The sequence below is a fragment of the Nitratireductor aquibiodomus genome (assembly GCF_900105565.1).
Taxonomy (GTDB): Bacteria; Pseudomonadota; Alphaproteobacteria; order Rhizobiales; family Rhizobiaceae; genus Nitratireductor; species Nitratireductor aquibiodomus.
Map to the genome: position 1 here is coordinate 959,515 of NZ_FNSL01000001.1, position 11,512 is coordinate 971,026.

At 62.0% G+C, this 11,512-nt stretch carries 10 protein-coding genes; 4 read left to right on the forward strand and 6 right to left on the reverse strand.

The window, feature by feature from the left end; translation table 11 throughout:
* Window positions 1-2: 2 nt before the first annotated feature.
* Window positions 3-1,400 (reverse strand): serine hydrolase domain-containing protein, encoded by a 1,398-nt coding sequence (locus BLW55_RS04540; RefSeq protein ID WP_090329887.1) that lies wholly within the window; start codon window positions 1,398-1,400, stop codon window positions 3-5.
* A 129-nt stretch (window positions 1,401-1,529) separates the two neighbouring features.
* Here BLW55_RS04540 and BLW55_RS04545 point away from each other — a divergent pair, with 129 nt between their 5' ends.
* Together BLW55_RS04545 and BLW55_RS04550 are read left to right on the forward strand one after the other, a co-directional pair.
* Window positions 1,530-2,333 (forward strand): glycoside hydrolase family 25 protein, encoded by an 804-nt coding sequence (locus tag BLW55_RS04545; protein ID WP_090327003.1) that lies wholly within the window; start codon window positions 1,530-1,532, stop codon window positions 2,331-2,333.
* A 43-nt stretch (window positions 2,334-2,376) separates the two neighbouring features.
* Window positions 2,377-3,555, forward strand: a complete 1,179-nt coding sequence (locus BLW55_RS04550) for a lytic murein transglycosylase (protein WP_090327005.1) — start codon at window positions 2,377-2,379, stop codon at window positions 3,553-3,555.
* Here BLW55_RS04550 and BLW55_RS04555 read toward each other — a convergent pair.
* Window positions 3,552-4,994, reverse strand: coding sequence for a cation:proton antiporter (locus BLW55_RS04555; RefSeq protein WP_090327008.1), 1,443 nt, complete (start codon window positions 4,992-4,994; stop codon window positions 3,552-3,554). The genes BLW55_RS04550 and BLW55_RS04555 overlap by 4 nt on opposite strands.
* Window positions 4,995-5,023: 29 nt before the next feature.
* Window positions 5,024-6,244 (reverse strand): alanine racemase, encoded by a 1,221-nt coding sequence (locus tag BLW55_RS04560; protein WP_007008376.1) that lies wholly within the window; start codon window positions 6,242-6,244, stop codon window positions 5,024-5,026.
* Between the two features lie 185 nt (window positions 6,245-6,429).
* Between BLW55_RS04560 and BLW55_RS04565 the strand changes: the two genes are divergently transcribed.
* On the forward strand, window positions 6,430-7,353 hold the full coding sequence (locus BLW55_RS04565; RefSeq protein WP_090327011.1) for a DMT family transporter: 924 nt from the start codon (window positions 6,430-6,432) through the stop codon (window positions 7,351-7,353).
* 349 nt (window positions 7,354-7,702) lie between these two features.
* On the opposite strand, the gene metF is transcribed toward BLW55_RS04565, so the two are convergent.
* Both metF and BLW55_RS04575 read right to left on the reverse strand, forming a co-directional pair.
* The gene (gene metF, locus BLW55_RS04570; protein WP_007008375.1) at window positions 7,703-8,623 is read right to left on the reverse strand and encodes a methylenetetrahydrofolate reductase [NAD(P)H]; all 921 of its coding nucleotides are present in this window, start codon (window positions 8,621-8,623) and stop codon (window positions 7,703-7,705) included.
* On the reverse strand, window positions 8,623-9,642 hold the full coding sequence (locus BLW55_RS04575) for an ArsR/SmtB family transcription factor (protein WP_007008374.1): 1,020 nt from the start codon (window positions 9,640-9,642) through the stop codon (window positions 8,623-8,625). Before BLW55_RS04575 ends, metF begins: the two co-directional genes overlap by 1 nt.
* A 227-nt stretch (window positions 9,643-9,869) precedes the next feature.
* Here BLW55_RS04575 and BLW55_RS04580 point away from each other — a divergent pair, with 227 nt between their 5' ends.
* Window positions 9,870-10,205 carry a DUF2293 domain-containing protein gene (locus BLW55_RS04580; RefSeq protein ID WP_090327013.1) on the forward strand — a complete coding sequence of 112 codons (336 nt, stop codon included), beginning with the start codon at window positions 9,870-9,872 and terminating at the stop codon, window positions 10,203-10,205.
* A 14-nt stretch (window positions 10,206-10,219) separates the two neighbouring features.
* On the opposite strand, the gene BLW55_RS04585 is transcribed toward BLW55_RS04580, so the two are convergent.
* Window positions 10,220-11,341 (reverse strand): beta-ketoacyl-ACP synthase III, encoded by a 1,122-nt coding sequence (locus tag BLW55_RS04585; protein WP_025029636.1) that lies wholly within the window; start codon window positions 11,339-11,341, stop codon window positions 10,220-10,222.
* Window positions 11,342-11,512: the final 171 nt, after the last annotated feature.

Sequence of the window (11,512 nt, forward strand, 5' to 3'; positions counted from 1 at the left end):
CGCTATTCCATCTGCCCCGGGATCTTCGCCAGAGCCTCGATTAGCGCCTGCGGCTTATAGCCGAGGCGTGAGGGTGTGAGGCCCATGCGCACCACCACCATGCGTAGCGAGGGAATGACCGTGATGGTCTGGCCATCATGGCCGAGCATCCAGAACGCGTCGGGCGGCAGGTTGAAGCCCTCGTCTTCCGGCACGCCGCGCGGCGTGTTGGCGCGGGGGCCGTGCAGCCAGGTCTGCCGGCCATACTCGCCGCCCGAAGCCTCGGTGGGGGTGCGCATCCACCGTACCCAGCCTTCCGGCAGAATGCGTTCGCCCTTCCACACACCGTCCTGAAGGAGAAGCTGGCCGAACTTCGCCCAGTCACGTGCAGACGCATAGAGGTTGGAAGAGCCGGCATAGGTGCCGCGCGGGTCCGTCTCGAAGACGGCGCTGTCCATGCCGAGCGGACCAAACAGGGCCTCGTAAGGCCACGCCAGCGCATCCTGCGGCGCGCTGAACGTGTCCTGCCACACACGCGACAGGAGAACGCTGGTGCCGCTCGAATAGTTGAAAACCTCGCCGACCGGGCCTTCAAGCTTCTGATCGGCGGCAAAGGCCGGCATGTCGGAGGCGAGATAGAGCATGCGGGTGACATCGCTCACATCGCCGTAATCTTCGTTGAAGTAGAGACCGCTCTCCATGGCGAGTAGATCGGCAACGGTGATCTTCGATCGCTCGTCATCCGCCCATTCGGGGAACAGATTGCTGTCCTCAACGGACAGGCGTCCGGCCTTGACGCGGGTGCCGATGAGGGCGGCGGTGACGGTCTTGGTCATGGACCAGCCGATCAGGGGCTGCGTGTAATGGGCGACATCCTCGCCAAAGCGCTCGCCGATGATGCGGCCATCCTGCACGACGACCACGGCGCGCATGCCGGGACCGGTGAGCACCGGATCATCGAGGAGTTCTGCCACCAGCTCATGCCCCTCGACGTCGATGCGCGGGCCATCCGGCCACAGATCCGTTCCCTGAGACGCAGGCTCCGGCCTGTCGAAACGGACGCCCAGCGCCGCCTTCACATCGCCATCGGGCACGGCGGCACAGCCGGTCGCACCGCGATAGACGGCAAGCCCGTCGCCAAAGACACCGAAGAGGCCGGTGTGAACCGTGGCGTCGGACGGCTCGACCCGCACGCGCATGAGCTTCAAAAGCGGATGGCCCGGGGCCTGAACATCGCGCTCGAGCACGGTCTGCGGGTCGCGCCCGGCTATGAACACATTGGAGCAGATAATCTTAGCGGCGTAATTGGAGCCGACACGAATGAGCGCGGGCGGCGAGACATAGAGCCAGAGCGCTGCACCGGCGATTGCGACGGTAAGGAGACGGAGGAGCCATTTGAAGAGCCTGAGAGCAGTTCGCATTCCGTCGTCTTCCCCGTCTTCGTTCGCCGCCGGCCTTTTCATCCCGTGGTGACGGCGCAGGCAAGTTCGCCTATTTCTATCGACGATGCCCCAGTTTCCTGATTCGCACCCGGAGGAGCCCCGCTCATCATGCGTCGATTGATGATCGCCAGTCTATCCGCTTTGCTCGTCGGCTGCTCGACCGTCGACTATGATTTTTCAGATGTTGCGCCCAGGGCGCAACCCTCGACAATGCGCAGCAGCGGAGGCCTGCGTTTCGCTGACACCGACCCGCATGAATGGGAGGGCGGCGCGCCCTGGCACTATGCGGTACACGGAACGGATGTCGCCAAATACCAGGCCGATATCGACTGGCAGAGAGTTGCCCGCAACAACATCTCCTTCGCCTTCATCAAAGCGACGGAGGGTGGCGACATTGTCGACGACTATTTTGCGCGCAACTGGCGCGCGGCGAAGGCGGCGGGCGTTCCGCGCGGGGCCTATCACTTCTACTACCATTGCCGCCCGGCCATCGAGCAGGCGCGGTGGTTCATCCGCAATGTGCCGCGTGACGCGTCGGCCCTGCCGCCCGTTCTGGACATGGAATGGACGCCCTTCTCGCCCACCTGCACCATCCGCCCGCCGGCTGAGAAGGTGCGTTCGGAGATGCGCATCTTCCTGAACGCGGTGGAGCGTCATTATGGCAAGCGGCCGATCATCTACACCTCGATCGACTTCTTCGACGACAATGATCTGAGCAGTTTCAAGGGCTATCCCTTCTGGTTACGCTCAGTGGCCGGTCATCCGGATGACAAATATTCCGATCATCCTTGGGTCTTCTGGCAATATACGGGCACCGGCGTGATCCCGGGCATTGAGGGGAAGGCCGATATCAACGTGTTCAACGGCAACGCCAGAGCCTGGAAGAACTGGCTCAAGGCCAATGCCAGCTGATCGCGCCAGACGCCTTCAGCCCGTGCTTTCAAGGAGAGTTTAAATGCGCAGAAAATCCATCGCGCTTGGAGCGCTGTTCGCCCTTGGCTTCACCGGCAGCGCCTTGGCGCAGCAATGCGGCGGCGATTTCAACGCCTGGCGCGAGGGTGTGCGCCAAGAGGCTGCGGCCGACGGGATCGGCGAACGTGGGCTTTCGGCTTTGAACGGTGCCACCATCGAGCAGAAGGTTTTGCAGCGCGACCGCGCGCAGGGCGTGTTCAACCAGACGTTCGCCGAATTCGCCGGCCGCATGATTAATGATTACCGGCTGAAGAACGGCGCGGCCAATCTGAAGAAATACGCCGACACGTTCGCGCGTGCCGAAAGCGAGTTCGGCATACCCGGCCCGGTGATCGCCTCCTTCTGGGCGCTGGAGACCGATTTCGGCGCCGTGCAGGGCGATTTCTCGACGCTTAATGCGCTCGCCACGCTGGCTCATGACTGCCGCCGGCCGGAAATCTTCCGCCCGCAGCTGATCGCGCTTCTGCACCTGATCGATCAGGGCTGGGTACCGGCCAATGTGACCGGCGCATGGGCCGGCGAGATCGGCCAGATGCAGATGCTGCCTTCCGACTATTACACCAAGGGTGTCGATGGCGACGGCGATGGCAAGGTGGATTTGAAGGGCAGTTCGCCCGACGCCATTCTGACGGCGGCGAAGAACCTCCAGTCGCTTGGCTGGAAGCCCGGCGAGCCATGGATGGAAGAGGTGCGTGTGCCGGATCAGATGGCGTGGGAGAAGACCGGCCGCGTGACCAAGCTCCCGCGCTCGGAATGGGCGGCGATGGGCGTGACCTATCGCGATGGCAGCCCGCTGCCGGCAGACGGCATGGCGACGGCTGTGGTTCTGCCGATGGGCCACAAGGGACCGGCCTTCCTCGTCTACGACAATTACGACATCTATCTGGAATGGAACCAGTCGCTCATCTACACGCTGACGGCGGCGCATCTGGCGGCGCGCCTTGCCGGCGCACCGCGCTTTGATGTGCGCTCGCCGGAGCAGGGCCTTGCGCCCGAGACGATGAAGCAGTTGCAGACCAAGCTTGCCGCGCGCGGGCATGACGTGGGCAAGATTGACGGCATTCTGGGCGCCGGCACCCGCGCGGCGGTGCGCCAGGAACAGCTGCGCCTTGGCCTGCCCGCCGATGGCTGGCCGACTCCGACGCTGTTCTCCAATCTTTAGGTCTTTTCTCTAGATGCCCCGGCGGCCTGATTTTCATCGGGTTGCCGGAGTTTTTCTTCCGCCGTCTCGGCTGCGCCCGTCGCCTCGGCGGCTTTCTCTTTATTCCGGGCCGCTTTCGCGGCCTTTTCGAGCGCGCGGCGGGCACGCCATTTGCGCAGGGTCAGGCGACCAGCGCGATAGCGGGCGCGCACCCACCAGAGCCCCTCGCCCACATTTTCGATCTCATCGGCATAGGCTTCCGACAGCGCTTCCCGATAGGAAGAGAAGCCCTTGGCCGCGACGTCCTCGATGCGGCGCATGACCGACATCCACGCAGGCGAGAAGAGAAGCGAGATAGCCGTGACGGCGATGGCAAGGCGATAGCTGTCCTGCCCGAGCGCGCCCGCCGACAGGCCAGCCGCCGCCAGCACGAAGGAGAACTCGCCGATCTGCGCCATGGAGAGGCCGCCGACCAGCGCCGTGTTGCGGTCGTGCCCGGTGGCGCGCAGCAGGAAGACGTTGAGCAGCGTCTTGGCGGCGATGACCAGAAGGGCAGCCCCAAGCACCATCCAGAGATTGTTCCAGATATAGGTCAGGTCGAACAGGAGTCCGATGGACAGGAAGAAGATCACCACGAGGATGCTCTGGATCGGCTCGATGACGGGAATGATGCGGGCACGCAGATTGGAATTGCCCACCAGAATGCCGGCCACGAACGCGCCATAGGCGGGCGAGAGGCCGAGAAAACCGGAAAGAGCGGCTGCGCCGAAACAGACGCCCAGCGCGCCAAGCGCCAGGATCTCGACATTGTCGGCAATGGCGGCAGCGAAAGGCACGCGCAGCTTGCCGCGTCGCCCGAGCCACCACAGGAGCCAGCCGAGAAAACCGACCGCCAGCGCCACCTTGGCGGCGATGGCGAGAAGGCTGGTATCGGCTCCGCCCAGCGCCGACACAATGATGAGCATCGGCACCACGGCAATGTCCTGCGCGATGAGTACGGCGATGGCGATGCGGCCCGCATCGCGGCGCAGTTCATCCATGTCGTCGAGCATTTTCATGGCGACTACCGTGCTCGAAATACCGATAATGAAGCCGAAGATGATGCCTTCGGAAAGGCCTGTTCCGCCCATCCACGCAATGGAAAGGCCAATGGCCAGCGCCACCGAAAGCTGCCCGAAAGCCACCAGAACGGCCGGTCTGAGGCTGATGATGAAGGCTCTCAACGACAATTCCATGCCGATGAAGAACAGCAGCATCAGAACACCCATTTCGGCGAGCGCAATCACGCTTTCGGAATTGCCGATCAGGCCGAACCCGGTCGGCCCCATCACAACACCGGCCAGGATGAAGCCGACCAGCGGCGGCTGCTTCAGGCGCATCAGGCCGAGCCCGAGCGCAATGGCCACCAGGAGGACAAAGGCGACCTCCGTCAATGGAAAGGCATGTGCTTCCGCTTCCAAGACCAGGTTCCTTCCCTTTTGCTCCCCGATCAGTCCGCCATGGTTTCGAGGCTGGCAAAACCTTCCGGCGCAGAGCCCGCATCGAAAGGTGTTTTCACCTCGACGAACGTATCGGGATAAAACCCGTTGAAGCGGGTTCTTAGCGACAGGGAATAGGCGCCAATATGGCCGATCTCGATCCAGTCGCCCGTATCCACTGTTTCCGGCAGCCAGAAAGGCCGCGAGAGGATGTCCACGGAATCGCAGGTCGCCCCGCAAACCTTGAACGGAACCAGCTTTTCAGGATCGCCATTGCGATTGCGGATCGCCGGATCGGGAATGAAACGGGCCGGCAGCGTGATCTTTCCGGTCCAGGAATCCGAAAGCGAGGCCCATATCCCGTCATTGATATAGAGCCGGCGGCCCTTGCGAAGGAGAACGCGCACGATCAGCGAAAAGGCGCGCGCAACGATAACGCGTCCGGGCTCCGCCACGAGCGGCATATCGTCAAAGCCCCACTCCACGATATCGGCCCGCAGCCGGGCCATGATCTCGTCAAGGCTTGGCATCTCGGGCTTTTTGCGGTTGGGATCGTGGCCATACTCCGCCGGGAAGCCGCCGCCCACGTCGAGCGCGGCAAGCTCCACCCCTGCCCTGCCCCGCACCCAGTCTGCCGAGGCGAGCGCGCGCTCATAGGTGTCCGGGTCCTGGATCTGTGAGCCAACATGGAAACACAGGCCGAGCTTATAGCCGTGCCGGTCCAGACGGCGCAAAAGCTCGACCGCCTGCGCCGGCCCGGCGCCGAATTTCTTCGACAGTTCATAGGCGGCATGGCCTTTGGTCTGAATGCGCACGAAAACGGTCAGCGAACCGGGGTCGATGTCGAGCGCCCGAACCACGCGGATCAGTTTGGTCACCTCATCTTCGTGATCAACCACGATGACCCGGATGCCATATTCCTCCAGTGCCAGGCGGATGTCCGACTGCGCCTTGACCGGATGCATGTAGAGCATCTCGGCATTGGGTGCGACGGAGCGAACCGCGGCGAACTCTGCCGGAGACGCCACATCGAAAGCTTCAACGCCGGCCTCTGCCAGCGTTTTGAGCACAAGCTTCTCGCCATTGGTTTTCACGGCATAGGCGGTCTTGCCGGGAAACTGGCCCATGAAATCGCGTGCATCGGCTTTCAGCACTTCGGGCCGGAAGCAGTAGACCGGATCATCGGGACGAAGCTTGAGGGCAGCGTCTCGGGCGGTCTCAAAAATCTGCATGGGCAGCTCCTGGTTCGGATGAACGCAAAGGACGGAAGGGAAGCGTAGTGGATTTGTCGTTCATGTAAACGCTCCGCCCGAACGTCCGTCGCTGAAAATGCGGCCGGGCGGGTTTCGGGTGGGCGCCCTCCTCCTCATAACCTAATGCACAGGGTGCACGAACGATCCCGATTTGAGAGACCACAATGACCGCACAGGCACCCGCCCAGACAACCGCGCCTCAAATGTCTGCCCGGAACTGGGCGCTTCTCCTCCTCCTTGGCACAGTGTGGGGCGGCTCCTACTTCTTCGCCCGTATCGCGGTCAGCGAAATGCCGCCACTCATGCTGGTCATGTTTCGCGTGTCGATTGCCGCGCTTGTCCTGCAGGCATTCCTTGCTGTTCGCGGACCGTCGTTTCGCATCGCATTGCCGCTCGCCGGCAGCTTCTTCGTGCTCGCCCTCCTCAACAACGTCATTCCCTTTTCGCTGATCTTCATGGGACAGACCGAGGTGGGTGCGGGGCTTGCTTCGGTGCTGAATGCGACGACGCCGTTCTGGACCGCAATCCTGGCCAACATGCTCACCGCAGATGAAAAGCTTACCCCGGTGAAGCTGACCGGCATCGCATTCGGCATTGCAGGAACGGGCGTGATGATCGGCCCCGGCCTCCTCACCGGACTGGGCGGCCCACTCTGGGCGAAGCTCGCCCTGATCGGCGGCGCCGTCTCCTATGGCTTCGCCTTCATCTACGGGCGACGCTTTCGCGGCGTTCCCCCAACTGTCGTCGCCACGGGGCAGCTCACCGCCTCCACCATCATCATGATTCCGCTGGTGCTCACGCTCTACGACCCCGGAAACCTGTTCAGCTTTTCCGGCAACATCTGGGCTGCGGTCATCGGGCTTGCCGTTCTGTCAACGGCGTTTGCCTATCTGATCTATTTCCGGGTGCTGGCAAGTGCGGGCGCTACCAATGCATCGCTCGTTACCTTCCTCAATCCCGTCAGCGCCATCCTGCTGGGAAGTCTTGTTCTAGGCGAACGACTCACGCCCTTCGAAATCGCAGGAATGGTGCTGATCGCCACCGGATTGATCATCATCGACGGGCGGCTTCTTGCGCGCATCCGTTAACACAAAGTGAATCGGACCAGTTGCCCAATGATTTCACCAATGATTTCAAATGAACGCGGCGACGGGCGGTAGTTTTTTTCACAAACCTACCGCAGCGCAGCATAAAATCCGCTTGCCGGACGGCACCTCATCCATAGAATCCAGCGGGTAAATAAGCAGAGGAGGCTTTGCCATGGGACTGACACGGCCTGTGAATGCACTGATGATTTGCGCGGCATTCGTGTTCATCGGCGCCCTGGTGATGGGCGTTTTGCCGTAAACGCATGACCGGAGCAGCCACCTTCAAGACAGCGGATCCGGAATTTGTTGATACGATACGAGAAAGGGCCGGTCGATCCGGCCCTTTATTTTATGCGGCGGCAGGTTGTTCCAGGCCCTTGCTGGGACGCGGACGAATGCCGATCATGTGGCAGACCGCATAGACGAGATCGGCTCGGTTCATCGTATAGAAGTGGAAATCGTCAATCCCGCGTTCCATAAGGTCGAGCACCTGCTCGGCAGCGACGGCCGAAGCCACAAGCGCATGAATCTGCGGCTCGTCTTCCAGCCCCTCGAAACGCTCGGCCAGCCAGCCGGGAACACTGGCGCCGCAACGCCCGGCGAAATTGGCAACCTGTGTGAAATTGTGCACCGGCAGAATGCCCGGCACGATGGGAATGTAGATGCCCGCGCGCCGCGCACGCTCGACATAGCGCTCATAGTGATCGTTGTCGAAGAAGAACTGGGTGATGGCACGCGTCGCCCCGTTGTCGACCTTGCGTTTGAGCATGTCGATATCGGTGGCGAAGTCCGGGCTTTCCGGATGCTTCTCGGGATAGGCCGACACCGAAATGTCGAAATCGCCCTGACGCTTCATCGCCCCCACCAGCTCAGCGCCATTGGCGTAGCCGTCGGGATGCGGGCGGTATGCTGCTCCGACACCGGCGCTCGGATCGCCGCGCAGCGCCACGAAGCGCTTTACGCCCATATCGACAAACTCGCCCACCACCTGGTCGACATCCTCACGCGAAGCATCAACACAGGTCATGTGCGCGGCCGGCGTGAGGCTGGTCTCGTCGAGAATGCGCCTGACCGTGCGGGCCGTGCGCTCACGGGTAGAGCCACCCGCACCATAGGTGACGGAGACAAAGGACGGGGCCAGGGGTTCCAGACGCTGCACCGTCTCCCAGAGCCGGGCCTCCATCGTGTCGGTCTTCGGCGGGAAGAACTCGAACGACACACGGAGTTTGCCGGCCACGTCGGGCTGGCGGGAAAAACGCTGTTGCGGCATCAAGCCGTCTCCTTTTGGGCAAACGACGGCACTATGCCGTCGGCAATCTGCATGCGCCGGTCGTGGGCAAGCCAGAGCTTGACCGTCAGGCCCTCTCCAGCCTCGCCCCGTGGCGCAAATTCCAGTGTTTCGGTGAGGTCTAGCTCGGCCTCTTCAAGCCACTCGGCAATCTGGCTGTCGGCCAGCCCGAGCCGCATATGGGCATGTTCCTCGCGCAGGAACTCGTGCTCATGTGGCGCGAAATCGACAATCACAAGACGCCCACCCGGTCGGAGCAGCCGGGCGGCCTCTCGAATGGCCACAGCCGGTCTGTCGATGTAATGCAGCACCTGATGGATGGTCACCAGATCATGCGCATCGCGCTCTAGCTGCGGTGCCGAAATATCGCCAAGCCGCACCTGCGCGTGGGCGATGCCGGCACGATCGAGATTTGCCCGCGCCACCGCCAGCATCTCTCGGGAAAGATCGATACCGACAGCGCGCTGATAGAGCGGCGCAAAGAGCTCCAGCATACGGCCCGTGCCGGTACCAAGGTCCACCATGGACTGGAACGGCCGCGCGCCGATGAGTTTCAAAAGCTCTTCCTCCACGGCCTTGTCGGGCACGTGGAGCGAGCGAATCTGATCCCAGCTCGCCGCATTCTGCGAAAAATACTCCGCCGCTCTCTCCTCACGCCGGCGCTTGATGGCCCCGAGACGCTCCAGATCGCGCTCGATGACGGCATCGGCCTGGTCGAGCCGACCAACGACACCATCGACGAATTCACGCGCCGCATCGGCATCCGACAGGCGAAAATAAGCCCAGGACCCTTCCTGATAGCGAACGATGAGCTGCGCCTCGAGCAGGAGCTTCAGATGACGGGAAACGCGCGGCTGCGACTGGCCGAGAATCTCTGTCAGGTCGGTCACGGTCAGATCACCCTGCGAAAGGAGCGCAAGGATACGCAGGCGGCTGGTTTCGGCCGCCGCCTTCAACGTGTCGACCATCTGGTCGAGATGAATTGCCGGACGCATGAGCATGCGTTTCTCCCAATACATATAAAGATATGTTTATATCGTTTAGGCTTGCTTGGCAAGATGACAGGGTTCAATGTTCACACTAGATCGCCGTGCGTCCATCCGGACGCACAAAGGACGATCCAAACTTTTAATGGAGCATCGGAACAATCCGAAAACCGGTTTCCACTTTTCGGTCCGATGCTCTATGCGGCAATGCGCAGAAGGCGTGCGGGAACAGGTTCCAGAATATGAAGCGGGCATCCACCGGGCGGCGCAAATCGGTCGACAAGGCGTTGACGCTGCTTATTCCATGGGCGCCCATGGCCGATGCCGAAGCGATCCGCGACAGGGCCAATGACCGCAAGCTACGCACCCTGCCGCCGGCAATAGCGGTATGGCTGGCAACGATCACCCATATCCGCCATGAGCATACGGATTACGATTCCATGCTCGAAGACGGTTACGACCGGGACGCCGCCCGGCATTTTATCGTCGACGACATCAACACAGTGCTCACGCGCTGGCGCGCCACCCGCCTGCTGATCCCGGAAGAAGAAGACGGGCTGGAAGCCCGGCAGGATTGAAAAGACAGCCGCGCCTACATCATGCGCAGAAGCGCACCGCCGATGGAGTAGCCCGCACCGAAGGCGCAGAGCAGACCGTGCTCGCCGGGCTTCATGTCGCGATGTGTTTCCTCAAGCGCGATGATCGCGCCGGCGGCAGCGGTGTTGCCCAGCCGGTCGAGCACCGTGGGGGCACGATCCTGTCCCACCTCGCCACCGAAGGCGAGCTTGAGGATCATAGCGTTCATGCGGGCATTCGCCTGATGCAGCCAGAAGCGGCGCATCGTCTCCGGCGTGTGGCCGTGCTCCGCCAGAAAGTCGACAATGAACTTGTGACCGGCAATGGTCACGTCCTTGAAGACCTTGTTGCCATTCTGCTTGATGAGATTGCCTTCCATGGCGAGATAGGACGGATCCTCCTGCGCCAGACGACTCATGAAGCCGAAATTAGTGCGGATGTTGTTGGAAAACTGGGTCCAGCTGCGCGTGTCGACAATCTCGAAACGCCCGGGCCGCTCTTCGCTGGCGCCCAACGCCTCGACGAGAACGGCCACGGACGCGTCGCCGAAGATGAAATGGGTCTGCCGGTCGCGGAAATTGAGATGCGCGGTGATGAGCTCCGGCGTGACGACGAGCACACGGCGATGCGCGCCGGAGCGGACGAGATTGGTCGCCACATGCAGACCGGCGAGCGCCGAGGAACAGCCAAGCCCCATGTCGAAGCCTGCACCGCTGGTGCCAAGCGCTTTCTGGATTTCGATGGCAATGGCCGGATAGGGCCGCTGATGATGGGCGGAAGCACAGATGACGAGATCGACATCGCGCGCCTCGACACCGGCATGGGCGAGCGCCTTTCTGGCTGCGGCAGCGCCGAACTCGGCCATGACGGAAAGCTCGTCGTCGGCCCGGGCAGGAATATTGGGCGCCATGCGCGCGGGATCGAGAATGCCGTCACGCTCATAGACGTGACGCTGCCTGATGCCGGAAGCATGCTCGATGAACTCCGCATCGGACTTCGCCAGAGGCGGCAGCCCCCTCGCCTCGCGATTCGGGTTTTCCGCATCGACCCACGCGTTGAAGCTGTCGACCAGCTCTTCATTGGAAATGGACGCTTCGGGGATTTCGACGCCAATCCCGCCAACGCAGACGCGCGTCATGGCGTTGGAGTGGTGCGGTGCAAAATCTGAAGCCTCTTGCTCGCTGGTGCGCAGCATGATCCGTGCCTGTGTTTGCCTTCAAGGCGGATTTACGCTGAAACGCCATGGTGTCAAGGAAACACGCTCGCGGACGTTCACGATCCGATACTGATTGAAACACTCAAACAGAAT

Bases quoted from the DNA above. Each gene is read 5' to 3' on its own strand.
- metF (WP_007008375.1), bottom strand. From the start codon at position 8,623: ATGCCGCAACAGCGTTTTTCCCGCCAGCCCGACGTGGCCGGCAAACTC.
- BLW55_RS04560 (WP_007008376.1), bottom strand. From the start codon at position 6,244: ATGCAGATTTTTGAGACCGCCCGAGACGCTGCCCTCAAGCTTCGTCCC.
- BLW55_RS04575 (WP_007008374.1), bottom strand. From the start codon at position 9,642: ATGCTCATGCGTCCGGCAATTCATCTCGACCAGATGGTCGACACGTTG.
- BLW55_RS04550 (WP_090327005.1), top strand. From the start codon at position 2,377: ATGCGCAGAAAATCCATCGCGCTTGGAGCGCTGTTCGCCCTTGGCTTC.
- BLW55_RS04580 (WP_090327013.1), top strand. From the start codon at position 9,870: ATGAAGCGGGCATCCACCGGGCGGCGCAAATCGGTCGACAAGGCGTTG.
- BLW55_RS04585 (WP_025029636.1), bottom strand. From the start codon at position 11,341: ATGACGCGCGTCTGCGTTGGCGGGATTGGCGTCGAAATCCCCGAAGCG.
- BLW55_RS04565 (WP_090327011.1), top strand. From the start codon at position 6,430: ATGACCGCACAGGCACCCGCCCAGACAACCGCGCCTCAAATGTCTGCC.
- BLW55_RS04540 (WP_090329887.1), bottom strand. From the start codon at position 1,400: ATGCGAACTGCTCTCAGGCTCTTCAAATGGCTCCTCCGTCTCCTTACC.
- BLW55_RS04545 (WP_090327003.1), top strand. From the start codon at position 1,530: ATGCGTCGATTGATGATCGCCAGTCTATCCGCTTTGCTCGTCGGCTGC.